Source organism: Capsulimonas sp., assembly GCF_039929585.1.
In the GTDB taxonomy this organism is placed as follows: Bacteria; Armatimonadota; Armatimonadia; order Armatimonadales; family Capsulimonadaceae; genus Capsulimonas.
Genome location: NZ_JBDSQY010000358.1, coordinates 1 through 23,810, shown reverse-complemented (window position 1 = coordinate 23,810; position 23,810 = coordinate 1). Strand labels below are relative to the sequence as shown.

Genomic DNA, 23,810 nt, shown 5'->3' with positions numbered 1-23,810 from the left:
GCCATTATAGTGCTATTGTAACCGATCTGAGACAGGGTTTCAAGACGAGTTTGGTTCAGGCGGACAAGAACTCTTGTCCGCCTGGCCGACGAAATCGGAGGCTATGGGGTGACGGTCGTGTCGGGCTTAATCAGCTTAAACATGTAAAAGTCATTGGCGCGTACTTCGGTCCAGCGACGGAACTTCGCGGAGCCGTCAGCCATCACATAATTGGAGCCGGACCCGCTGACGTGGCCGTCGGTGGGCTGACGGTTGTTATTGCCCGTGCAGCCGGTGGGTAGGCTCATCGCCGTTCCGGGCGCAGCGTTCGGAGTGCGTCCGGCAAGTTTCCAGAGGTCGCAGTTGGCGAAGATCGAACCGCTTGGGCTGCCGACGTACGAGGAATCCGTGGCGGCGTAATTGACCTTCGGCCAGATTTCGGCGAGTGCAATCGTATTCGACGGCGCATCGACCGCCGCGATGGAAACGCCAGTTCGGGCCGGCGCCACGTTATAGGTGCTGAGACCCGTGTTGGTATCCGTGGTTCCGCCAGCTTGCTCAGTCACGATCTGTGTGATGTAAGTGTAAGAGCGGGGCAGCGCTTTTGCGCGGTAGCTCTCGTCCCAAAATGAAAGACCCTGGCCAACTGCGGCAGAGTTACGCTGCTGGTGATCGCTGGGACAGAACCAGAGTTGGTCGTTTTTGATGTATGGGTTCAGCTGGCGGTCGAGTGGCTGGCGAGTGTCTCCGCCGCCGTTCAACGTTGGGAGGGTCTGGAGCGCTCCGGGATATCGCTCATCGTAGTCCTGCACGTACATGTTGAGACCGATACCAATCTGGCGCAGGTTGGAGACGCAAGCGATCTGGCGCGCTTTCTCACGAGCTTGGGCAAAGACGGGGAACAAAATTGCCGCGAGAATCGCGATAATGGCGATAACGACGAGCAATTCAATCAAAGTAAAGCCGTTTGACCGGCGCTGAATAGTGGTGGACATAAGAGTGATCCTTTGAATTCAAATATACCGTGCAGCCGTCCGCAAGATCGTTCTTGCATATTGGTGTGCGGCTTACGGAGGTTATTATAGCATCCTAATTTTGCGAATTGTCCGCTCAATTGTTAAGACGAGATTAAGTTTTGATTAAGTTTCGTTCCGATTTATGCTGTTCTGGTGCGTTAAATAAATCTAGTAAGCGCCTTACAGTTTTAGATGTACAAATGTTTCTTTAGGAACATATAGATTTGGTCGCTTGCTATGTTTGGGGCGTATTTAGGATGTTTGGAGCAAAACTAAGAGGCGTTTGTTCCAGGCGTTCGGACTATTCTCTGAGAACATAACTCAGAGAATAGTCCGCCTCGCCACTCACGGGCGCGCCGGGTGGGCGGGAACGCCGGTGTGGGTCAGCGTGACAGGAGTGATGCTCCCATCGGCGCGGAACTCCAATTTATCAAGACAGACGACACGGTGGTTGCCGTCTGTTTCTGTCAGCGGACGGCGGTGGTAGCAGATTACCCATTCATCCTCTGTGCCGGGCAGCAGCAGGACGGAGTGGTGTCCCGCGCCGTTTGCGACTTCAGGATTGTTCTCTAAAATCTTGCCGCCATATTCGAATGGGCCGAATGGATTGTCGGAAACACCATACGCGGCCATGTAGGTGTGGTCGGTCCAGCCGCCTTCGCTCCACATCAGATAGTAAATCCCCTTGCGCTTCACCATAAATGGGCCTTCGACATATCCGGGGGAGGGGGTAATGTCCCGGAAATCTTGATTGAAGGCGCACATGGTGGGCGTGAGGCGCGCGACGACGCATTTGCGGTGGCCGCCGAAGTAAAGATAGGATTGACCGTCGTCGTCCGTGAAGCAGTGCGCGTCAATCGGCTGCGCGCCGTGTGGGTAGTGGCCGACAATCGGCCGGCTGATGGCATCACGGAACGGACCGGCGGGCGAATCGGAAACCGCGACGCCGAGGCCGGCGCCGTCGCCCGCAGAAAAGTAGAAATAGTACTTGCCGTTCTTCTCCGCGCAGGACGGGGCCCAGGCCGCGAAGTTGGTCGACCAAGGCACGTCCTTGAAGTCCAGGATCACGCCTTCGTTGCGCCAGTCCGTCAGATCGTCCGAGGACCAGCACTCATAGGAAGTCTGTTTGTCGTAACGATCGGAAGTGGTGGGATAGAGATAATAACGACCGCCGAAGCAATGGATTTCGGGGTCGGCGTACCATCCCGAGAAGAGCGGATTGCCGCTCATGCGCGGGGCGTCAAAAGGCATGTGACATTCTCCTGAGGTGGATGAGCTTGACAGAAAACTTGGGGGCGCAAGAAGCTCTCCGTGCATTTTACCTACTCTTTGCCCTTTCCGCGACAGCGGCGGCGTGCGGAAAGTAATCCCTGATTTACAATAGTGTTATTACGACTTATGGTCAAGAACATATGCGATTCGGGCAATTGATGGGTCAATGTCTATTAGGCCCTGATTTGGTCCGAGAAATGATTCCTGTACAATTCGTAAATATGGTGATGATTGCTTCTGCACAGAATAAACTAAGTTTCTAAAGCGTCATTTGCGGGCTATGTTCAAGAAGCGAATACGATGAAATCCTCATGCGCCTACTTTACGCCTGCTTCTTAAATTCATACTGAAATCCCTCTAAAAATATTAGTTCGTGACATCCCCAAAACCCCTAGCGTGATCTCGAAAAGTGTGATATAACAAGTAGACGAGTGGCCAGGTAACCCTATGGTAAATTATTAATATGGAAATGTGTACTTGTTATATAAAAAGAAATGGGGGCTTCGGATTATGATTTCTTATCGTCATTCCGTCTGCGCGGCGGCGCGCGTCGCCGCCGGCTTATGGCTGCTGAATATTCCACTTTGCGCTCTGGCCGTGGATACTCCTCATGTGGTGGCTCCACAGCGGGGGCTATCCGCGCCGACCGATGTCGTCGTCAAACCTATCAGCGCGACGCGCCTTGGGGTGACGTGGAAGGACACTACCGACAGCGAGGATCATTTCGAGGTTGAAGTTTCCACGGACGGAACGACCTACGAAGGCGTCGGGCGCACTGCGGAGAACACCACGGACTTTTCCTGCGAGGCTTTAAAACCCAATACGATCTACCATGTTCGGGTCAAAGCCACGAACTCCATGGGAGAATCAGAGTACGGTGAAGCGCCGGCAGTGGCCACCTACAGCATGGGTAAAGGGCTCACTGGTCACTATTACCATTACGTCAAAGGCGAAACCGAAACCACCAAACCAATATTCAGTCGCGTTGATCCATACATCAGTTTCGATTGGACGGAAGGGCTCAATAGCGAAGACGGCGGCCTGAAGTACAATTTTATGGTTGTATGGACAGGACAGGTGACGCCCGTTTACTCGGAAACCTATACCTTCTATACAGAGGCAGACGACGGCGCCCGTATGTGGGTGGATGGCAAACAGCTGGTGGACGATTGGGTGGATCATCCGGCGACCGAGAAGAGCGGGACGGTCGAATTGAAGGCGGGGCAAAGATACGACATCAAGGTGGCGTATTATGCATGCGGTCTTGGTGTTTCTACGATGAAGCTGAGCTGGTCGAGCGCCACTCAGGATAAAGAAATCATCCTACCGTGCCAGATGGATCCCAAAACGGCGAAAGAGGCCGAAGCGGCGGCGAGTCTTATTGAGGCGAAAAGGGGATTAGGGCCGGCGAAACCGAGCGTGAAGAATAAACCTGGATCAAAGAAGAAGATTGCCGCGGCGGGATAATCTCGATACGCGGCGTTGAAACAATCGAACTGCGAGTTAAGAAGGCGGCCGGTGGTGAAAACCACCGGCCGCCTTCCTATTTCGCATCTTGGTAAGATATCGAGAAGAGTTGACTTTACTACATCGCGCCAGGAGTTGCCGGGGTGTCTCCCTCAAGCCGCGTCATCGTGCTTGTCATGTCCATGTGGATCTTGGAAGACATCGTCGCCGTGGGAGCTTTGGGGTTGGCGGCGGGAGCTTTCTTCTTCAGGGCGACCGTTTTGCCCATGGGCTGCGGAGCGGCGGGAGTATTCACAGTGGCGTCGAACTGGGCGGCGACTGACTGCGACTTGACCTGTCCGGCGGCGACGTCAAATTGGACTTCGCCGCTCATCGTGATCTTTCCGTTCAGTTTGACCCCGGACGGCATCGCCGTGGCCGTTTTGGAATTGATGACGCCGCCTCCGGTTTGTTTGATGAGCGCAATTGCTCCGCCCACCGACGGCGTTAGCTGGGTCAGCTGGAAATTCGAGGTGATATTGGCGCCGACGCCGCTCATGGCGATGGTGCTCGTCCAGGTGTCGCCCGGTTTGACCGCGCGGATGGGGAATACTCCGTTTTGCTGGTACATCCCCATTTGCTTTGGATCAAAGCCATAAGTGGACGATGGCGAATTGAGCTTGGCGGAAATAACTTTTCCAAGTTCGCTCAGAACAAGTGTGGTGTCTGCGGCGGCTTGCGCTTTTTGCATGTCGCTTTGCGACATCGGCTGCCCGTTCATGGTCATTGCGATGGATTCGATTTTTACCGTCAATGTCGCCGTGTTATTGACAGGGTCCACGCTCTGCACGGTTTGCCGCATGACTCCTTCGATATGCTGACTAAGGGGGATCGGTTTTGGCTGACCGGGGATCGTGATCGTCATGTTGACGTCGGAAACATTATTGAAGCGCAGAACCTGCCCGGCAGTGAACTTGTAGCGCAGAAGCGCGTCGGTGGGCGTAGGCGGTATGGGGCGATCAAGCACGCCGCCTCCGGGCGGAGCGGGCGGGGCGGCGTCGCCCTGCGCGTGCAGGGGCGCGCTCGCGGCGCCAAACAGCAGCGCGGCGGCGAGCAAGGGGGTGTATCGGACTTTCATCGGCGATTCCTCGTATAATTAGTCGTGATGGCGGAAGTGGATGCGCCGGCGTATTTGCCGCCGCGTATCTTCGTATAGAATACCCGAGTCTTGCCGAGCCCATACCCTTCATTCGCGTCTTCGACATTCTCGTCTTCGAATGGGTAGAATACGGAATGCCTGACCTCTTGGATCTCTTTATCGTGGGCGCGGGGCCGGCCGGTCTCGCCGCCGCCTGTGCGGCTCAGGACGCCGGATTGTCCTACGCCGTTGTCGAGCGCCAGGGGCTGGCGCAGTCGCTTGTGGATCATCCCCAGCAGATTCAGTATTTTTCCCCCTCCGACGAAATGGCGATCGGCGGCGTTCCGTTTTTCTCTGCCGGAGGCCACAAGCCGACCCGGGAACAGGCGCTGGCGTATTACCGCGCCGTCGCCGCAGTGCGCCGTTTGAACATGGCGACCTGGGAGGAAGTGATCGCGGCCGAACGGGTGGGGGAACCGGAAGAGAACCAGGGCTTTCTGATCAAGACCCAGCGTCGTGTGGCGGGCGAGGGGGAAACGCGCGTCTGGCGCGCCCACACGCTGCTGATCTGCGCCGGAACCTTCCCCAACCCCCGTCCCCTACGCGTTCCCGGAGCCCAGCAGGCGAAAGTCATGTTCCGTCTTGCCGATCCCACTCCTTACTTCGGCCGGGACGTGCTTGTGGCGGGAGGCGGTAACTCGGCGGCGACCGCCGGTATGACGCTGGCGGAAGCGGGCGCCCGTGTCACGGTAGCCATGCGCCGCGTTCCCATTGACTTCCAGAACCACCTGCGTCCGTTTATCGTCCGCGACCTGAATATCATGGCCGAAGAAAAGCGCCTGACCCTGCTCACCAACGTCTGTGTCGCCTCCATCGGTCCCAGGTCCGTTCAGTTGATCCCCTTTGTCGGTTCTGAACCTGCTTACGAAATCCCCAACGACTTCGTCTTCGCCATGCTCGGCCATACCGCCGATATGACCCTGTTCCACCGCCTTGGCCTGCCGCTCGCGGAGGATGGCCTTCCCATATACAATGAAGTTACGGCGGAAACGCCGGCGCCCGGGATCTATGTCGCCGGCTCGCTGTCCCGGGCCAATATTATCCTGGAATCTCGGCGCCGCGCCGTCGAAATCGTCGCACGCATTGCCTCATTCCGTTCGTGAGAGAGAATTTTATAATAATGCTTTGTATTTAAAAGTTCTTTATGGTAATATAGGCACGGAGGAACTATGAACTCTCTTTCACGCCGCCGCTTCGCATTCTGGATACCACTGCAGCCTCGCCTTCTCGTCGAGTTTGCTCGGCTGGAGATGCTCTCGATCGTATTTCCCATCTTTCTCTTTGCCTGTCTTGGCCTCACATCGGTTGTGTCCATTGCGGGGCTTGCGCGTTACGATGCGCTCCTGCTGCTGTGCATTGCGGCGCAGTATGGGATGTGGCGGTTTGGATGGGAAAGCACGGATGAAGTCAAGGTGATTTGCGTCTTCCACGTGCTGGGATTGACGCTGGAGATCTTCAAAATCCATCATGGATGCTGGAGCTATCCGGCGGAGGGCTGGACAAAGATTGCGGGCGTGCCGCTGTATTCGGGGTTCATGTATGCGAGTGTCGCAAGCTACTTCTGCCAGGCGTGGCGCCGGCTGGAAATCAAGCTCATTTCCTACCCATCGATCTGGCTTTCCGGTCCGCTGGCGGCGGCGATCTATCTGAACTTCTTCCTCGAACACTATCTGCCGGACGCACGCCGCCTCCTGATTCCGCTCGTCTTTCTTCTCTTCGCCCGAACCAAAGCCCGTTACCGAGTGTGCGGCCAGCTGTACCAAATGCCTCTGCCGTTCGGTCTGATGGGCATCGGCTTCTTTGTGTGGATCGCGGAGAACATCGGCACGCTGCTGGGCGCATGGCGCTACCCCAATCAAGTCCACTCCTGGGGGCTGGTCGATCCCGCGAAGGCGACATCCTGGTTTCTCCTCGTGGTCGTTACGTTTCTGATCGTCGCTCAGCTCAAGCACGTGAAAGAGGGACGTGAACGGCAAGGCCAAATCCGCCGCGCCGAACGTGTACGCCGACTGCGCCGCGAGCTTGCTCCTTAGTCTCTTGCCACGTAATAATATTCATAATATTAGTTGCCGGGGGCGTCCAATGCTGTTATAATTATCCAGTAAGCAAGCACTGGCAGGCGTTCAAAATTTGTGTCCGGCGCTGGGAGGAGATCGTTCGCATGAATAACAGCATTTCGCCATGGCGGCGCGGCAGTCTCATTGCATTGCAGTTGGCCGTTCTGAGTTTACCGTCCGCTGTGTATTCTGCTCCGTTACACCGAGTGATACGAGAATCGGATCAGAAAAAAGGCCCGCCCAACGACGACATCGTCAATGCTTTCCCAATCAGCGGGCACTCTGGGAGTATTTCCGGCTCAACCATCGATGCAACTCCAGATATCGTATTGGATATATTTCTTGAAGGATTCGAATCTAAGCACCAATCTGTCTGGTATCGTTGGACGGCTCCGGTAAGCGGAGGTTATACATTTCATGCCTCGTCGAGCGTTGACTGCATGATTCAGGTGTGTCAGGCCATCATTCCTAATTATGTCAACGACAATGGGGCTGTGAGTGTGAATGGTTCTGGGCTTCGTAGTCCGGTTACCAATGGCATCGACCCAAAAGATAAACATTTTCTTTCCTTTGAACTTCTCCAGCAATATCGAGCCCAGTCTCCGCCACACGAGCTTTCGTCTACTTTCAACGCGGTGAAGGGAACGACGTATTTCGTTATGGTTGAGGATATGAACAAGGGCGAGGGAGGTTTTGGGCTGAGCTGGACACGAGGTCCGGACAACGACAACTTCTCAAACGCCGCCTTGATTAGCGACGAAAAAGGCAGCACCTCGGGAACAAACATTGGAGCCAGTTATGAGGAGCGCGAACCGACGATAGGATCCCATCGTGGCCCTATACAGAAGGAAGGGGGCAATTCGATCCCGTCGCCATCAGTTTGGTATCGATGGATTGCTCCCGATGACGGCGAGTATACGTTCCACGTGAAGGACGATTTTATGTCCACGGTCGGCGTCATGTCTGGCGAATCGGTCGACAAGCTCACTGTGGAAACGATGGCTCCCAAGCCGCTGTTCCCGGAAGATCGCTACGCCACTCTGCACGCTGTGGCCGGAACGGTATACAGCATAATGGTGGTGGATTGGGATTACTATCTGGATGGCATGGGGCCGTTTACTCTCAATTGGATGCCAGCGCCTAAGAACAATGACTTCGCCAAAGCCGCCCTCATCAAAGGCAGCTCGGGCCATCTCGCCGGGACCAATCTCGGCGCCAGTATTGAGAAAGATGAACTGATCGCAGAATTCGACGGAAAACATCCCGATTCGATCGGCAGTTCCGTGTGGTATCAGTGGACGGCGCCCGCCAATGCGAGCTATCGTTTCGGCGCGGACGGTAAAGTCCATCACATCGTTGCGATCACAAGCGGCGAGAGCGTGGACAGTCTGAAGGATGAAACTGAGACTGCTCCACACAAAGCAATGTCGAAGTATTTTGCCACCGTCAATGCGGTCAAGGGCTCGAAATATAACATCCTCGTCGAGGACTATCATGCGGAGCAGGGCGCGTTCGATTTCAATTGGGACCCGCGACCCGTCAATGACGACTTTGGAAACGCGATTTTGCTTGTGGGGAAAGTGATGACGGTCGAGGGAACGAATGTCGGCTCCACGGATGAAACGGACGAACCTGCGCCCGTTCAGAAGCCGGACGGAACGACGGACGCCCAGAAAAAGGATGACGATGCGCCTGCGGAAGTTCCTGCCCGCCGGTCCGTGTGGTATCGCTGGACCGCGTCCTACAGCGACCCGACGAGTTTCACGGTCGTGGGCGACAAGTTCAAGCCTGCCGTGACGGTTTACGCCGGAACTGCTCTCAACGCGCTCACACCGGTTGGCATGGAGGACAGCGGGGCGGGGGAGACAACGGCTCGTGTTTCGTTCACCGCTGCGGCCGGAAGCTCGTACTACATTCTTGTCGACGGCGTGGAGGGTAAGACGGGGCGCTTTTCTCTTAGCGGAGTGTCCAGTGTCAATGCCGTGAAATAATGCGGCTCACACACGGGAAGGTTGAGCAAAACGCTGGCGATGGAACTGTTGTTCGACGCTTAGGAGATGCGAGGCGGCGCGCGAGCTGAATATGCCCGTGGCGCTGGTGACGGCCGCGTCGAAGGCATTTGCCGTGATAAGTATCCAATGCGTAAGTACAGGCAGGCATTCAATATTTCTGTACGGCGTCAGGAGGGGATCGTTCGCATGAAGAACAGCATTTTGCCATGGCGGCGCGGAAGCCTCATTGCACTGCCTCTGGCCATTCTGAGTTTACCATCCATCGCCTATTCTGCTCCGTTGCAACGACGAGTGATACGAGAATCGGATCAGAAAAAAGGTCCGCCCAACGACGACATTGTCAATGCTTTCCCAATCACCGGGCAGTCAGGTAGTATTTCTGGTACAAATATTGACGCCACCCCAGAGTTTGTAGAAAGCGTGAGCGGCGAATTGGATTCACTTCTTCAAGGAGTTCATTCTAGACATCAATCGGTATGGTATCGCTGGACGGCTCCAACTAGCGGAGGTTATACATTTCATGTAGCGTCGAGCGTAGGATGCATGGTTCAAGCATGCGAGGCTGTCATCCCCGATCATACTGGGTATGACGGGGTTGTGAGTGTGAAAGGGTCCGCGCTTCATAGTCCGGTTAGCAATGGCGTCGATCCAAGAGATGTGCATCTCCTCTTATTTAAACTTCTCATGCAATATCGGATCCACAATCCGCCATACGAATTTTCATCGACGTTCAACGCCGTGAAGGGGACAACGTATTTCTTCATAGTCGAGGATATGCGTAGGACTGCAGGAGGTTTTACGCTGAGCTGGAAGCCAGGTCCGGACAACGATAACTTCTCGAACGCCGCCTTAATCGGTGACGAAACAGGCAGTATGTTGGGAACAAACATGGGGGCCAGTCGTGAGGAGCGCGAACCGGAGATAGGGGCCTTTCCTGTTCCTTCCCAGAGAGGGGATTACCGAAGAGGGGATTACCGAACGCATCCATCGCCGTCAGTTTGGTATCGATGGATCGCTCCGGGGGACGGTGATTATACGTTCCACGTGAAGGATGATTTTGTGTCCACAGTAGGCGTAATGTCTGGCGACTTACTTGGCAAAATCACTGTGGAAACGATGGCGCCTAAGCCGCTATTCCCGGACGATCGCTACGCCACTCTGCACGCTGTGGCGGGTACGGTATACAGTGTGGTAGTGGAGGATTGGGATTACTCTCTGGATGGGATGGGGCCGTTTACCCTCAATTGGATGCCGACGCCTAAGAACGACAACTTCGCCAAAGCGATCCCCATAAAAGGCAATTCTGGCCATCTCGCCGGAACCAATCTTGGCGCGAGCGTTGAGAAGGATGAAGCGATCCCGACCTTTGATGGAACGAACCCCGACTCTATCGGCAGTTCCGTGTGGTATCAGTGGACGGCGCCCGCCAATGCGAGCTATCGATTCGGCGCGGACGGCAAAACGCATCACATCGTTACGGTCACAAGCGGCGAGAGTGTGGACAGTCTGAAGGATGAAACGGGGACTGCTTCACACAAAGCTGCGGCGAAGTATTTCGCTACAGTCAACGCGGTGAAGGGCGCGAAATACAATATTCAGGTCGAGGATTATCATGCGGAGCAGGGTGATTTTGATTTCAATTGGGCTCCGCGCCCTGTCAATGACGACTTTGGAAACGCGATCTTGCTTGAGGGGAAAGTGATGACGGTCGAGGGGACGAATGCCGGCTCTACTGATGAAATTGGGGAACCTGCGTCCATTCAGGAGCCGGAGGAAACGACGGACGCCGAAAAGAAGGATAGTGACGCGCCTGCGGAAGTTCCTGCCCGCCGGTCCGTCTGGTATCGCTGGACTGCATCGTACAGTGATCCAACGGTATTCACAGTCGTGGGCGATAAGTTCAAACCAGCCCTGACGGTTTACACCGGAACTGCTCTCAATACGCTCATGCCGGTTGGCGTGGAGGACAGCGCGGCAGGGGAGACGACTGACCGCATGTCGTTTACCGCTGTTGCTGGGGCCTCGTACTATATTCTCGTAGATGGCGTAGACGGAAAGACAGGACGCTTTTCTCTCAGCGGCGTTTCCAGCGTCAATGCCGCGAAATGATAGGGGCTACATACGGCAAGGTTGAATTAGCCTTGCCGTGTTCATATGTGCGCCTCCAGATCAAGTGTGCTATAATCACTTTGTTATGCGCTCAACACTTTACCGAACGCTTCTCGTCGATTTCGACGGCACGTTAACCCCCTCACTGACCCTCTGGCTCGAAGCATTCCAATATGCGCTGGCCCAGCTTGGCCGCACCGTTCCCGACGCCACGATCATCCAGCGTTTTTACTATCGGCCGTACGATGAGACGGCGGCGGAGTTTGATTTAGGATCTGGCGCGGAGTTCGAGCGGCATGTGAAGGATGGCTTGACCAAGACGCTGGCGACGGCGGAGCTGTTTCCCGGCGCTCTGGAGATGCTGAACGCCGCGCGCGAGCTGAATATGGCCGTGGCGCTGGTGACGTCCTCACCGCGCCCGCAGGTAATGTCGGGGCTGCGCAATATGGGGATTGAGGACGCCTTCGACGTGATCGTCACCGGCGACGAAGTCCGGCATTTCAAGCCGCATCCCGAACCAGTCTTTAAGGCGCTGCATTTGCTGGACCGAGCGCCGGACGAGTGCCTGTTCGTTGGCGATTACACGACCGATGTTCTCGCGGGGCACGCCGCCGGAGTGCACACGGCGCTGCATCTGCCCGACGAGCACGAGCCGTTTTACGACTTTGAGATGCTGCGCGCCACGCGCCCGACTTTCATCTTCACCCGATACGACGAATTGATCGACTATATGCGCCGCGTCAATGCGCGGGAATCGTCTCTGATTGGAGCTTAAACCGATGAAACTGCGCACCGCCTCTTCCGCCGCCTGCCTTGCCGTCACGCTGCTTGCCATGGGAGGCGGCGCTTCGCGGGCGGCGACCACGCTGGATCATCCGTCGATCAAGGCTTCCGTCGATCTGAGCGAAGTCACCTTCCTTTATCATCTCGCCACCGCGCCCGGCAGCGACGGCGGGAATGTCACGATCCAGGTTTTTCTCCAGAACCTCGACACCGGGGAATACGAGAAGGTCCAGCCCCTGGACCCAGCCGGGGCGCCGCTCAAACTGGCGCTCGTTCCGGATGGCTCCGACAACACCGGCTCCTTCACCGTGACCATGCCGGTCGGGCGCTATGGCGCCGGCCGCGCCGTGTTGTTCGCAGCAGGCAGCAACTTTACCAAAACCCTTGTCTCCTTCAAAGTGCCGCCGCTGAATATCACCGTAAAAACAAATGCCAAGCGAGTTACGGCGCCGGTGATCGAGCTGGACCTGCATGCGGTTCAGGCGCCCGGGCCGGATGGGAAACTTCACGTGCCGTATACCGTGAAATATCCTACCGGGTACTCCGCCGTCAAGAACGGCTTCTGGGTGATGGCGAAGGGAAAGGGCTCCTTCAAACAGGAGTTCGCCAAAACGAGCGCGGCGCGGCATCACACCGACGCGTCCGACGATTACCAGCAGATCGACGGCGAACTGATTGCCGATATGCCGGCGGAGCCCGGCGTGTACACTGCCAATGTGGGGTTATTCGATGGAAACTGGAAGCTGATCCAATGGATCTACCCAGGCGTCGATTTTGACAAGGGCGACTGGATCGTCCGCGCCGACCCCGCGCGTTACCCGAGTATCGAGCAGGCGATGGCGCCGGGCAAGGCGCCGTTCTTTTTAGGCGGTAACTTCGGGAACGCCATCGCCAGCATCGGGTCGGCGGCGAACGATAGTCCCGTTTATTACAAGCTGCTGCGCGCCACCGCCGGACTGACGATATTGCGCGAGAACTTCGATCCGCAGCGCTACGAAGCCGAAGTGCTTTACCGCAAGAAGGTCGCGCAGATCGTGGAGAATATGCTGAGCGCGGGCGTCGTTCCCTGTCTGGCGCCGCAGGACATGCCCCCCGGCGCTTCGCTGGATGTGCGCGCCGCGAAGCTGGAATCGGTGGTGAAGCGTCTTGCTGCGGACTTCGCCGGCAAGCCCGTGATCATTGACGTACTGAATGAGCCGCACCAATACGCCAGCTGGGCGCTGTGGAAGCCCGTCGCCGTGCGTCTTGCGCGCGCCGTCAAATCCGTAAACCCCAAGGCATTCGTCGTGGTGGAATCGGAAGGGTTTGCGGAGGATATGTCGGGCGCGTCGGAGTCGCCGATTGGCGAAGGGCTCGTCGATCTGTACGGCTGGCACTCCTACCACTCGTCCGTCGCGGACCTGCCAAAGAAAGCGGGCCACGGCATTCCCGTTTGGCTGGAAGAGTATCACAGCACGTCGGCCGCTTTTCATGCCGCCCTGACGGACATCCCCAACTTAAAAGGCGTCGCCGCCTGGGCCTGGACGACGCCAGGGCAAGATGGCCTGCCGCTGGTGAAGTCCGTCGACGGCGCGCAGTTGACTCTCTCTCCCGACGGTGAAAAGATCACCGCCTACTATCGCCAGTGGCGCGATGGTCAGACATTGAGCGCCGGCGGGGGCGATGTCGCTGAAACCCCGCCCTCTGCGCCCACGCCGCGCCCCGCCGCTGGGGACGGAGGAACGCCGTCCCCCAAGACAGGGCTGACGGTGGAGCAAGTCCGCGAGATCGCGCGTCAGGTGTATTTGGAGATGTCGAAGAAATCGAAGACAGGGAAGAAGTAACCACTTGCGCTTCACCCGGCGAGCAAAGATCGTGATGGGCGGCGCGTTTTTGATCCTGGCGCCGGCCGCCGTCTTCGGCATTGAAGTCTGGATGGCGCTGTCCGGTCCGCGTCTCCATTACGTCGATCCGAAGTACGCGTCGCTGCATTTCGGAGCGTCCGGCCCTGCGCTGACTTATCTTGTGCTGGGTGACAGCACCGCCGCCGGCCAGGGCGGCGATTACCGAATTGGGATCGCCCAGTCCACCGCGCGCCATCTCGCCGAGACGCATCGCGTCACGATGATCAACCACGCCGTTTCCGGCGCGACCGCCGAGGACGTCGTCCGCGATCAGCTTCCCCAGATCCAGGGTTTGAAGCCCGACCTCGTCTTGATCTCCCTCGGCGCCAACGACGTCACTCATTTCACCAAGAACGGTGAACTGCGCGTTAGTCTCGAAACCATCATCACGCAGATCCAGGCCGACCGACCAGATGCGCGCATTGTCCTGACGGCGTCGCCGCAGATGGGCAGCGTCCCACGCTTCGCCCAGCCCTTGCGCTGGTTTGCCGGAACGCAGACCGCCCGCATCAACGCCGTTTTCGCCGACGTTATCCGCGAGCATGGATTGACTCTCGCTCCGCTCGCCGACCGTACCGGCCCCATCTTCGCCCGCGACCCGTCCCTCTTCGCCGCCGATAAGTTTCACCCCAACGACCGAGGCTACGCCGTCTGGATTCCCGTGCTGAATGAGGCGCTGGATGAGGCAATCAAGTCTCGCTCATAACCTTACGCCACTCCCTGCGTGACCCACCCCGGCCCTTCGGGCCACCCCTCCCTTGAAGCAGGGAAGGGTTGGAAAGAGATTCTCAGGCGAATGCCGCCTGCGAAATCAACTCCATATTACCCTTCCCTGCTTCAAGGGAGGGGTGGCCCGAAGGGCCGGGGTGGGTCACGCAGGGAGTGGCGCTAAAGCGCCGGGGGAATAGGCCGCGAATCTCCTCCGATTACTCCCGCGAATTCCTTTTCCTCACCTTCCAAACCAGGCGTCACAGAGCTGTGTGGGATATCTCCATGCGACACCCGCCCGTCGTCCAGCGGATCGCGCTTGGCGGTTTCCAGTCTCTGGAGCAGATCCCGAATGTCCTTCACGCCGCCGATGGTGAACCAGATCGAAACGGGAACGCACTGCACCATGAGCAGGATGATATAGGTTCGCCAGAACGGCGCCCAGAACGCGTCCGAGATCGCATGGAAGGCGAAGTGGGCGACGCACACACTGATGAACACGGCCCACCAGCCGAAGGTCCATACGGCGAAGAGGATCGCGAGAAACCGATCGCCCTTGGAGAACTCCGAGCCCATTCCCAGCAATTCCTGCCAGCGGCTTTTGGCGACGGATTTCGTCTCGTGCTCGTGCGGATCGACCGAGTAGGCGCCCCGGTGCAGCATCTTTTCCAAATTGAACGGCCGCCGCGCGCCGCCCGTGATCAGGGAAATCCCTACATAGAGCGCGATGGCGATGCCGCTCGAAATCAGCGAAAGCCATTGGCCGTTGATCGGGAATTTCGTGGCGTGGTGCGCTTCCCAGAGATGGGGCATGACCAGCCCCCCAATGCCGAGCACCGCGCCGGCGATCATGGCCGCATATGCGCCCGCCGTGGTTCCAAAGCGGCTGTAGAGACCACCGATCATGACCGCGCCGGCGCCGCCGAGCCAGATCGTGCCGGTGATGGCCTGGAAAAAGAGAATTTTGTCGGTTTCGACATAGAACAGACTGAAGAAGAACGCGAAGATCGCGACGAAGAAGATCGAGTAGCGCAGCCAGCGGACATGCTGCTCCGGCTCCAGCGCTTTGCCGCCGCGCCAGGGGATCAGAACATCCTGGACGAAGATGGCGCCCCAGGAGTGCATATATGTATCATGGCAGGTGATGGAAAGGAAGATGACCACCATCGCCAGCAGGCCCTTGATCCCGATCGGCAGAATGTGTGCGAGGGCGATCGGGACGGACATTTCATTCTGAAGCGTTGTGCTGCCGATCCGGTGAATGTCGGCGTTGATGCTCGTCGCCATCGATGAATACTGCGGCAAATGCATGACCGTGAAGGCGGCCAGCGGCAGTACGATGCCGATCAAGTAAAGCGGCGCTCGGCGCCATCCCGAGATCAAGTTGCCCATGCGCTGTTCGTGCGGAGTGCGGGCCGAGGTCATGAATCCCTGCGCGCCGAGCCAAGTCTGAAAGCCATAAGTCGAGAGGAAGATACCGATCAGGTAGAACCAGGCGTTGAAGTCCTGAACGCCCGCCGTGTGAAACGGGTTCAGCATCGAGGCGTCCGCCGGAGCGGTGTTCATTGCAGTAACCGCGTGGCCCCACGGGATCAGTACGATCACCGCGACGGCGATCGCGATATAGGCGAACAGCGCCACCATCCCTTGCACGCATTCCGTCACCATCACCGAGATCTGTCCGCCGCCGCTGACGAAGAACAGCGCCAGTCCCAGATCCGCGACCATCAGCGCCGGATAAGTCGCGATATGTACGCCCGCCACGGTGAAGACATCGGGCAGTCCGCAGAAGTAGATCAAAAAGCGCGCGGCGATGGCGGGGAAGATGCCGAAATTGATGATGCCCGAGAGCCAGCAGAGCAGCCCGGCGAAGATCCGGAATTTGCGGCTGTAGCGCATTTCGAAGAACTGCGCCACCGTCAGCGCCCGCGTTTCCCGCAAACGATAAAATACCCAGCCCGTCATAGAGAAGATCACGCCGAGCGGCATGGACATCATTCCCCACCAGAGGGTAGGGAATCCCGCCGCCGTGAAGGCCTGAAACCCCGCGACCAGGGTGATAACCCCAAAGCCGCCCATCTCGCCGCTGATCGTCAGCAGATACCGTCCGGCGGCTCGGTTGGCTGAGAGGAAGTCCGCGACGCCTCGCATGAGCGATCGTGTCTTCCAGCTGACGATGCGGATCAGGATGATGGAGGTGAAGACGATTGTCCAGTCGATCCAAGAAAGGTTCATAGCATTGTCTCTTTTGTTGGTAGGAGGGTGATCTGTCTCACAGTATCATCTGCCCTGCCGCCTCATCCACGCACACGATCGCATTTCCATGCAGCCGCACGAACGATGCGGGTAACTGGTCGCTGATCTCGTCCGTGAGGACGCGATGGACGATGTCGGATTTGGCGGCGCCGCTGGCCATCATGACGATCTGGCGGGCTTCCATGATCGTGCCGACGCCCATGGTGATCGCCTGAGTGGGGACATTTTCGATGCCGCCGAAGCCGAACGCGGCGTCCTGGCGCGTGACCGGCGCCAGCGTGACCAGACGGGTGCGTGAGTGGAGCGAACTGCCCGGTTCGTTGAAGCCCATGTGGCCGGTGCGGCCGACGCCGAGTAATTGCAGGTCGACGCCTCCGGCGTCATGGATGGCTTGTTCATAATCGCGGCAGGTCATGGTGATCTGCGCGATGCTTGTCGGCCGTCCGTCGGGGACGCTCCAGTGCTGGCAATTGACATAGTCGAACAGATTCATCGCCATGAACTGCCGGTACGAATGGAGCGATCGTGGCGACATGGGGTAGTACTCGTCCAGGTTGAAGCACGTCACGCGGGAGAAATCCAGCCCTTCCTCACGGTGGCGGCGCGCCAGCGCCGCGTAGACGCCGAGCGGTGTGGCGCCGGTCGCAAGACCGAGCACGGCGTTCGGCTTCTTCTGGATCAGGGCGGCGATGAGGTCCGCGACGTGATTGCAAAGCGCGGCGTAATCGGGCGCGGCGAAGACGCCCACTTCGGCGAGACAGGTATTAGACACAGGCGTCACTTTCTTCGGAGGGAACCGGACGATAATTGACATCAAGCGCGTCCAGGCGATGGCGATGGACGGCGAGGCGCTCGCTGAAATCGGCGAAATCCTTGTGTTCGGGCTGTGTCCAGGTCAATTCGGCCAGGGCGGCGAGGCGCGGGAACGCCATATATTCGACCTGGCGAGAAGTCGGCATGTACTCGGTCCAGAGCTGCGCCTGGGCGCCAAGGATGTGATGCGCGAACTCCGGCGCCAGGGCTTCGGGGATCGGCTCGTACTGATAGACCGTCGCCAGTGTCAGCGTGTTGGAAAACGCCAGCGGTTCGCCGGAGCGGTCTTCCGTTTGATAGTAATCCAGATAGGTGTGTTTATGATCGGCCATAACGACGCGGTGGCCCTTTTCGGCTGCGGCGACCCCGCCGGCCTCGCCGCGCCAGGACATCACGGCGGCGTTGGGCGCCAGTCCACCTTCCAGGATCTCATCCCAGCCGATCAAACGGCGGCCATGGGCGGTAAGGAAGGTATCCATGCGTCCGATGAAATACGATTGCAGCGCGTGTTCGTCGGTGAGACCCAGCTCCCGGATTCTTGCCTGAATAGAGGGGCTTTCGCGCCACTGAGTTTTGACGGCTTCGTCGCCGCCGACATGGATGTCGCGCGACGGGAAGATGTCCATCACTTCGGTCAGGACGTCCTGTAAAAAGGCGAAGGTCTCCTCGGAAGCATTGAACAAGGTGGGGTGGATGCCCCAGACCTGGCTGACCTCGGGAGCGATGCAGCACGCGCCGTCTTCAAAGTCGGCGCAGCCCAGCTCGGGATACGCCGCGACGGCGGCCTGAGCGTGGCCAGGCATTTCGATCTCCGGCACGATCTGCACGTGACGAACGCGGGCGTATTCGACGACTTCACGCATCTCGTTCTGAGTGTAGAAGCCGCGATGCGCCCGGCCGTCGAATTCCTGCTGAGCGGGATCGAAGTCCCGATCCGAAGGGTCCTGAATGGCTCGGCCTACGAGCGTTTCGGCGCGATGGGCTCCGACCTCCGTGAGCCTGGGATATTTCTTGATCTCGATACGCCAGCCCTGATCGTCGTTCAGGTGCAGGTGCAGCACGTTCAGCTTGTGCAGCGCCAGCAAGTCGATAAACTTTTTGAGGAATGGGGCCGGCATGAAGTGACGCGCGACATCCAGCATCACGCCGCGCCACTGGAAACGCGGAGAATCTTCGATTTCGACGCATGGGATGGTCCAATGGAGATCGGCATGAGGCGTTTGGCCGAATACGGCGGGCGGCATCAGCTGAAGCAGCGTTTGGCCGCCGTGGAACAGCCCTGCCGTCGTGGCGGCGGCGATCTCGATCCGAAGCGGCGTGACCCACAGACGGTATCCTTCCAGACCAAGCGATGCGCAGTTCGGATCGAGCCGCATTTCCAGGGTGGGGCCAGAAGCGTCGCCCATTTGGCGGACCAGCAGCGGGAATCCCGTCGCCTGCGAAAGATGTTTGGCGAGGAACGACGCTTCGGCGCGCGCATCTCCACACGCCAGCACGGTCACCGATGCGTCCAGTCGAAAGACCCCCCTGCGGGGAATTGCGCTGCTTGGTTTTGGGATGATTCCCGCCGCCGAAAAAGACGTGGGGGCGGGATCGCGCTCGTAAAGGGCGTGTTCAGTGTATGTCATTGGGTATTTCTTTTGCGCCGGGAAACGGTTATCTCCCCGCGCAATGCGCGGGGAGGAGAATATTAAGGCTTCGATCCGGAAGCGACCTTTGTGTCCGGTTTGAGCCAGGCGCGCTTGACAGTCTGGAGGAGGACGTCTTTTTTACCGTCGGGCTGATTGCCCCGATATCCGCTGCCTAGCTCCCAGATGATGACGCCGCCGAGTTTTTGTTTCTTGGCGAACTCCATTTTCTGAGTCAGCAGCAGTTCATTGTCGAAGGAGATGAATTTGCGGTCCGCCGGCGTCGCCCCTTCGACGCTCAAGTAGGGCGCATGTGCGTCGGCGTCCCAGTGGCGGCGCTCCGGGCGATCGTACTTGTCCATAAGCGTGAAGTATTCGATCGGCTCCATCTTCACGTTCTGGATGCTCTGGTCGGGGCCGTCAGCGCCGGACCAGGCGTAGCCATAGAACGCCAGTCCCATGCCGAGCTTCGTGCTCGGAACGCCCGCCTTCAGATACTTCTGAACATTTTCCTGGACTGAAGGGAAGGGGCGGGCGGCGTTCAGACGCCGCTCGCCGCCGTCGTAGAGCGAGGAGTTATGCCAAGTCTTCCAGCCCTCCCACGTTCCCGACTGATCGTACGTCATGATGTTGACCTGGTCGAACTCAGGTGAAAGGCGTGCGAACAACTCGGGCTGTGAGGAGATCGCGCATGTCAGCAGCAGCTTCGGATCGGCGGCAGTCATCTGGGCGTGCAGCTCGTGGATGAAATTCTCGTAGTTGGGGATGTCGGTGTCTTCGACCGGCTCCATGTCGATATCCAGACCATCGTAACCGCGTGTCGTCACAATCTCCATCAATGTGCTGATGAATTTCGGCCTAACGGCGTCGGCGATCGCTGCGCGGAACGGCGTCTCCGTGTCCCCGCCGCCGACGCACAGAAGCACCTTGCTTCCCTTGGCGTGCGCCGCCGTAATGACGGCCGTCGATTGCTCGGCGGTAATGGACTTGACCGGATCGATCGTTCCGTCCACGGCGGGGATCACATGGAAGTGGATCAGGTGCGAAATGGCTGTGTAATCGATCTTGTCCGGCGTCAGCACGCCCGCCTCCTGAACCCAGTTCGCATAGTACGCGCTCACCCAGAGCGGGCGCGTCGCCAGCACCGGTTTGGCGCTTGGTTTCGGAGCCGGCTTCGCCGCCGACAGAGAAATCAAGGACGCCGCGCCTGCTCCCGCGAGCAGGAGACTAAAAATTGTTGTTCGTACAGTTCTCAATGGCTTATTCCTTGCCTGGAGACGTCCCATGGGGAGGTATCTCCAGGCAGTTGTTGTTTGTTAAGGATGCGTTCCAGGCGCATGCGCCGCTTGCTGCTGCGCCATGGTCTGTTCGATCTGCGCTCGCCTGGCCGGCGGAATGCGCTGGTCAGTCGCCACGGATTGCTGCGGCGTTGTCTTGGGCGCGGTCACAGCGGCTTCCCTACTGCCGCAGCCCGCCGCGCTTAGAAGAACCGTACCTGCGCCGATAATTGCGAGCGTGGTCCGGCATTGTCGTAAGAAGCGATTTTGTAGTTTCATATGCTTAGTAGGGGCCAACGTATCCTGGGAGCGAGTCGTAGGCGCCAGGAATATAAATGTTCTTCGCCCAGCTAATTTGACCTTTACCCATTGCTTTGACGTGACCATCACAGAACAATACGTTGCAGTGACCGTGGTGGCGGTAGCGAGGCATAGCGCCGTAGGGCCACCCGGGCTGAGAGGGCTTCGGGACATCGACGTCAAACGCTAAGTCCATATGAAGTTCCGGCAGGCTGCCATCTACGACGCCGCCGAGGTAACCAGCCCAGTTCCATTGTCCGGGTTCGAAGAATGGGTTGCCGTTGTAAGGCTGTCCCGCAGCTGCCAGGTCAACTTGAGCGACGCCTTTTTCTACGACCGCAATCCGCTCGGAAGGGGTATCGATCTGCGCCATGGTCGCACTGGGCGAACCGGCAGGATGGCAGATCGATTCATTAATTCCATACTCGTCGACTTGCTGAACAGGAAAGGAGGGACAGTCCCAAACTCCACCCTGTCCATTATGGACAGCGCCCGTACCGGTTGACGTGCCGTTCTTGACGTATGGATAAACCGCATTCTGCCAGTCAAATTTGTCGTTCAATCCGTCATACTGACCGATGGGGAACGTCTCATCGTTGTCCTGGTTATACTGAAGGATCGCCAGGCCCATCTGCTTCTCGTTGGAGATACACATGGTCTGCCGCGCCTTTTCCCGGGCCTGGGCGAAGACGGGGAATAGGATCGCCGCAAGAATCGCGATAATTGCGATAACGACGAGTAGTTCGATGAGAGTAAAGCCTTTGGTTTGGAACGTTCGCATAATGAAACCTCTTTCTAGTAATCGGAAACGACAGTATGGATGCCTGTAAGCATCAAGAGCATGAGGACCACGAACTAATCACTTCACGGTGAAGACTGTGACAGCGCTGTCATCCAACTGGAAATTTATCTATTCACGATCACGAAAAGTAAGGGAAGCGGCTGCGCTTCTTTTAAACGGCGGCGAGAACGGACACGGGACGAGTGGTCGATTCGCGGACCATCATTTCGGCGTTCAGCAGGACATCGTCGACGACTTCGTCGTTAGCGAGGCGGATCAGCATTTCCGCAGCCATGGCGCCGAGCTCCATGCGCGGCTGCCGCATTGTGGTGAGGCGGGGTATCACATAGTCGGCAACGGAGAAGTTTCCGTATCCGACTACGGACAGATCGTGCGGGACGGAGAGGCCGCGGTCGCGCACCGCACGGATGGCGCCGATCGCGGAGAGGTCGCTGGCGCAGACAATGGCGGTCGGCGGGTTGGGCGATGACAGCAGTCGCTGCGCGGCGTCGTAACCCGAAGATTCGCTAAAGTCGTCACCCATTTCCGGGGCTGACCGGAGATTGTGACGGCGGGCGGCGGCGCGGAAGCCGCGAAGACGATCCTTGGCGTCGATATTCGCATGGACGCCTCGCAGGAATCCAATGCGCTCATGGCCCTTCGCCACCAGATGATCCACGGCTTCCTCAACGGCATGGATGTCGTCGACACGGATGCACGGAATTGACCGCCGACCGGTGTAGTGGTTCACGGCGAGGACACGGTATCCCCGGTCACGCAGCCGCTCCACCAGTTCCAGGTGCGGCTCCTCCAAAATGATGCAGGCGATGGCGGCTCCCGTCTCCAGCACTCCCGGATTTTCCACAACGTCGTAATCGAAGCGGGAGGTGCGATGGCCTCCAGCCTGCATCACCTGCTGAAAACCATCCAGAAGTTCGCCAAAGTAATATTGGTCTTTCCATTTCCAGTCGGGCGGAACGAGCAGCGCCATCGGAAAGCGCGTTGTGGGCGCTTCGGGTGCATGCTCCTGCTCCACGATGAACGTGCCCTTGCCCTGCACGCGGACCAGAAGGCCTTCCTCCACGAGAGAAGTGACTGCTTGGCGGATCGTCATGTTGGCGACACTGAAGCGCTTCGCTAGAACTTGAGCGGCGGGAAGGCAATTATCTTCCGCCCACTTTCCCTCCAAGATTTCGCGTCGCAGGACTTGCTCTACTTCGCGATATTTCTTTGTCTGCGTTTCTATCGGGTTCAAGAATTAGCTCCATCGCTTTGTTTAGAAGACTTGTGTATATACTACATCACATTCTTCTAAAAGTCAACTCTTCTAGAAAAATATTTTCTAGAAGAGTTGAAGAATTCTTCCTACCGATGGGTGATCGAGATTTGGGACAGCTGCGGGTCCCAGTTGTTGCCTGTGGCGACCATCTGAACCTTCAGACGGTTCACTCCCACGGGCAGCAGGCTGGTGTTGATGACCGTGTTATAGCCCCAGGGCGAGGTCGTGATAGTTTTTGCGCCGGGAGTGGTCGCGACCTGGGTGTAAGTCGCCCCGCTGTCCAGCGAATACCAGAATGTCACATTATTGATCGACGAGTTCCACGTATAGACTTTCGCCGAGAAAGAGCTGATATTGGCGTAGGAATACACAAGGTACTCCGTGGTGTCGGTGGTGCGATTGGCTCGGGCCGTGTCGCCATTATAGTAGGTCGGATTCGTGGCGTCGATCGCCCAGTTGGCGCTCTTGGAGCTAACGAGTGTAAAGTTGGTCAGCGGGTCCGTCGTGGTCGTGGTGACGCCGTTGCCGTAGGCCGTGTAAATGGCGTCCAGAAGCGCCTGCTTCGCCGTTCCCGTCTGGCTGGCGCGGTACTGCTGGCCGATGCTCCAGCACATCAGGCCGCCGAGGCCCGAGTTAATGACATAGTTCATCTTCTCGCCAACAAGTTTGGTGTCGTCATAGGAGATGAACTGTACAGGCGATGTCGCGGTCAGGCCGAGATAGGAGCCGTGCGCGGCGGTGTCCCAGTGGTAGTTCCCGGCCGTATAGTAGCTGTCCATGATCTGTGCGTAGGTCAGATTCACGCTTGTGCTGCTCGCGTTGAGAGCCTGCATCGGCCCGGTGACATAGGTCCACTGCGTTCCGTAGAATGCGGCGCCGATCGCGAGCTTTGTCTTGGGAATACCCGCGTTGATATCGGAACGTGTCAATAGTTTGAGACAACTTGGTCCATTATTTTTCGCGCCGATCGTCGCCTAACTCTTCGTCCTCCTTTTGGGCAGGCGGGTTGATCC

19 protein-coding genes are annotated in these 23,810 nt (G+C 57.9%); 8 read left to right on the top strand and 11 right to left on the bottom strand.

Annotated features, from left to right (window positions below; all coding sequences use genetic code 11):
* Nucleotides 1–101: 101 nt before the first annotated feature.
* Nucleotides 102–974 carry a DUF1559 domain-containing protein gene (locus tag ABIZ35_RS27715; protein WP_348223185.1) on the bottom strand — a complete coding sequence of 291 codons (873 nt, stop codon included), beginning with the start codon at nt 972–974 and terminating at the stop codon, nt 102–104.
* Between the two features lie 366 nt (nt 975–1,340).
* The gene (locus ABIZ35_RS27710) at nt 1,341–2,246 is read right to left on the bottom strand and encodes a glycoside hydrolase family 43 protein (RefSeq protein WP_348223184.1); all 906 of its coding nucleotides are present in this window, start codon (nt 2,244–2,246) and stop codon (nt 1,341–1,343) included.
* Nucleotides 2,247–2,777: 531 nt separating this feature from the next.
* On the opposite strand from ABIZ35_RS27710, the gene ABIZ35_RS27705 reads away from it, so the two are divergent.
* Complete coding sequence (locus ABIZ35_RS27705; RefSeq protein WP_348223183.1) at nt 2,778–3,734, top strand: PA14 domain-containing protein; 957 nt, start codon at nt 2,778–2,780, stop codon at nt 3,732–3,734.
* Nucleotides 3,735–3,852: 118 nt separating this feature from the next.
* Here ABIZ35_RS27705 and ABIZ35_RS27700 read toward each other — a convergent pair whose 3' ends face one another.
* The gene (locus ABIZ35_RS27700; RefSeq protein WP_348223182.1) at nt 3,853–4,851 is read right to left on the bottom strand and encodes a DUF6263 family protein; all 999 of its coding nucleotides are present in this window, start codon (nt 4,849–4,851) and stop codon (nt 3,853–3,855) included.
* 155 nt (nt 4,852–5,006) lie between these two features.
* Here ABIZ35_RS27700 and ABIZ35_RS27695 point away from each other — a divergent pair, with 155 nt between their 5' ends.
* From ABIZ35_RS27695 to ABIZ35_RS27665, 7 genes are all read left to right on the top strand, one after another.
* Complete coding sequence (locus tag ABIZ35_RS27695) at nt 5,007–6,014, top strand: NAD(P)-binding domain-containing protein (protein ID WP_348223181.1); 1,008 nt, start codon at nt 5,007–5,009, stop codon at nt 6,012–6,014.
* Nucleotides 6,015–6,080: 66 nt separating this feature from the next.
* Nucleotides 6,081–6,944, top strand: a complete 864-nt coding sequence (locus tag ABIZ35_RS27690; RefSeq protein WP_348223180.1) for a DUF817 domain-containing protein — start codon at nt 6,081–6,083, stop codon at nt 6,942–6,944.
* 683 nt (nt 6,945–7,627) lie between these two features.
* Nucleotides 7,628–8,959, top strand: coding sequence for a hypothetical protein (locus ABIZ35_RS27685; RefSeq protein WP_348223179.1), 1,332 nt, complete (start codon nt 7,628–7,630; stop codon nt 8,957–8,959).
* A 1,080-nt stretch (nt 8,960–10,039) separates the two neighbouring features.
* Nucleotides 10,040–11,089 (top strand): hypothetical protein, encoded by a 1,050-nt coding sequence (locus ABIZ35_RS27680; RefSeq protein WP_348223178.1) that lies wholly within the window; start codon nt 10,040–10,042, stop codon nt 11,087–11,089.
* A gap of 85 nt (nt 11,090–11,174) precedes the next feature.
* On the top strand, nt 11,175–11,864 hold the full coding sequence (locus tag ABIZ35_RS27675) for an HAD family hydrolase (RefSeq protein WP_348223177.1): 690 nt from the start codon (nt 11,175–11,177) through the stop codon (nt 11,862–11,864).
* Between the two features lie 4 nt (nt 11,865–11,868).
* Complete coding sequence (locus tag ABIZ35_RS27670) at nt 11,869–13,695, top strand: cellulase family glycosylhydrolase (protein WP_348223176.1); 1,827 nt, start codon at nt 11,869–11,871, stop codon at nt 13,693–13,695.
* Between the two features lie 4 nt (nt 13,696–13,699).
* Nucleotides 13,700–14,461 (top strand): SGNH/GDSL hydrolase family protein, encoded by a 762-nt coding sequence (locus tag ABIZ35_RS27665; RefSeq protein ID WP_348223175.1) that lies wholly within the window; start codon nt 13,700–13,702, stop codon nt 14,459–14,461.
* A 182-nt stretch (nt 14,462–14,643) separates the two neighbouring features.
* On the opposite strand, the gene ABIZ35_RS27660 is transcribed toward ABIZ35_RS27665, so the two are convergent.
* The 8 genes from ABIZ35_RS27660 to ABIZ35_RS27625 all read right to left on the bottom strand — a co-directional run bounded on the left by ABIZ35_RS27660 (nt 14,644) and on the right by ABIZ35_RS27625 (nt 23,726).
* Nucleotides 14,644–16,698, bottom strand: coding sequence for a sodium:solute symporter (locus tag ABIZ35_RS27660; protein WP_348223174.1), 2,055 nt, complete (start codon nt 16,696–16,698; stop codon nt 14,644–14,646).
* Nucleotides 16,699–16,735: 37 nt separating this feature from the next.
* A complete protein-coding gene (locus tag ABIZ35_RS27655) occupies nt 16,736–17,491 on the bottom strand; it encodes a glucosamine-6-phosphate deaminase (RefSeq protein ID WP_348223173.1) in 756 nt (251 codons plus the stop codon).
* Nucleotides 17,484–19,160, bottom strand: coding sequence for a beta-N-acetylhexosaminidase (locus ABIZ35_RS27650; protein WP_348223172.1), 1,677 nt, complete (start codon nt 19,158–19,160; stop codon nt 17,484–17,486). The genes ABIZ35_RS27655 and ABIZ35_RS27650 overlap by 8 nt, the downstream gene beginning before the upstream one ends.
* A gap of 62 nt (nt 19,161–19,222) precedes the next feature.
* Complete coding sequence (locus ABIZ35_RS27645; RefSeq protein ID WP_348223171.1) at nt 19,223–20,416, bottom strand: glycoside hydrolase family 18 protein; 1,194 nt, start codon at nt 20,414–20,416, stop codon at nt 19,223–19,225.
* 60 nt (nt 20,417–20,476) lie between these two features.
* The gene (locus ABIZ35_RS27640; protein WP_348223170.1) at nt 20,477–20,716 is read right to left on the bottom strand and encodes a hypothetical protein; all 240 of its coding nucleotides are present in this window, start codon (nt 20,714–20,716) and stop codon (nt 20,477–20,479) included.
* A gap of 4 nt (nt 20,717–20,720) precedes the next feature.
* On the bottom strand, nt 20,721–21,518 hold the full coding sequence (locus ABIZ35_RS27635) for a DUF1559 domain-containing protein (RefSeq protein WP_348223169.1): 798 nt from the start codon (nt 21,516–21,518) through the stop codon (nt 20,721–20,723).
* A 172-nt stretch (nt 21,519–21,690) separates the two neighbouring features.
* On the bottom strand, nt 21,691–22,773 hold the full coding sequence (locus ABIZ35_RS27630) for a GntR family transcriptional regulator (protein WP_348223168.1): 1,083 nt from the start codon (nt 22,771–22,773) through the stop codon (nt 21,691–21,693).
* Nucleotides 22,774–22,883: 110 nt separating this feature from the next.
* On the bottom strand, nt 22,884–23,726 hold the full coding sequence (locus ABIZ35_RS27625) for a glycosyl hydrolase family 18 protein (protein ID WP_348223167.1): 843 nt from the start codon (nt 23,724–23,726) through the stop codon (nt 22,884–22,886).
* Nucleotides 23,727–23,810 lie beyond the last annotated feature (84 nt).

Excerpts from the sequence above, each read along its gene's own strand:
- ABIZ35_RS27670 (WP_348223176.1), top strand. The coding sequence starts at position 11,869 with ATGAAACTGCGCACCGCCTCTTCCGCCGCCTGCCTTGCCGTCACGCTG.
- ABIZ35_RS27635 (WP_348223169.1), bottom strand. The coding sequence starts at position 21,518 with ATGCGAACGTTCCAAACCAAAGGCTTTACTCTCATCGAACTACTCGTC.
- ABIZ35_RS27660 (WP_348223174.1), bottom strand. The coding sequence starts at position 16,698 with ATGAACCTTTCTTGGATCGACTGGACAATCGTCTTCACCTCCATCATC.
- ABIZ35_RS27715 (WP_348223185.1), bottom strand. The coding sequence starts at position 974 with ATGTCCACCACTATTCAGCGCCGGTCAAACGGCTTTACTTTGATTGAA.
- ABIZ35_RS27685 (WP_348223179.1), top strand. The coding sequence starts at position 7,628 with ATGGTTGAGGATATGAACAAGGGCGAGGGAGGTTTTGGGCTGAGCTGG.
- ABIZ35_RS27690 (WP_348223180.1), top strand. The coding sequence starts at position 6,081 with ATGAACTCTCTTTCACGCCGCCGCTTCGCATTCTGGATACCACTGCAG.
- ABIZ35_RS27675 (WP_348223177.1), top strand. The coding sequence starts at position 11,175 with ATGCGCTCAACACTTTACCGAACGCTTCTCGTCGATTTCGACGGCACG.
- ABIZ35_RS27705 (WP_348223183.1), top strand. The coding sequence starts at position 2,778 with ATGATTTCTTATCGTCATTCCGTCTGCGCGGCGGCGCGCGTCGCCGCC.
- ABIZ35_RS27700 (WP_348223182.1), bottom strand. The coding sequence starts at position 4,851 with ATGAAAGTCCGATACACCCCCTTGCTCGCCGCCGCGCTGCTGTTTGGC.
- ABIZ35_RS27650 (WP_348223172.1), bottom strand. The coding sequence starts at position 19,160 with ATGACATACACTGAACACGCCCTTTACGAGCGCGATCCCGCCCCCACG.
- ABIZ35_RS27710 (WP_348223184.1), bottom strand. The coding sequence starts at position 2,246 with ATGCCTTTTGACGCCCCGCGCATGAGCGGCAATCCGCTCTTCTCGGGA.
- ABIZ35_RS27640 (WP_348223170.1), bottom strand. The coding sequence starts at position 20,716 with ATGAAACTACAAAATCGCTTCTTACGACAATGCCGGACCACGCTCGCA.
- ABIZ35_RS27695 (WP_348223181.1), top strand. The coding sequence starts at position 5,007 with ATGCCTGACCTCTTGGATCTCTTTATCGTGGGCGCGGGGCCGGCCGGT.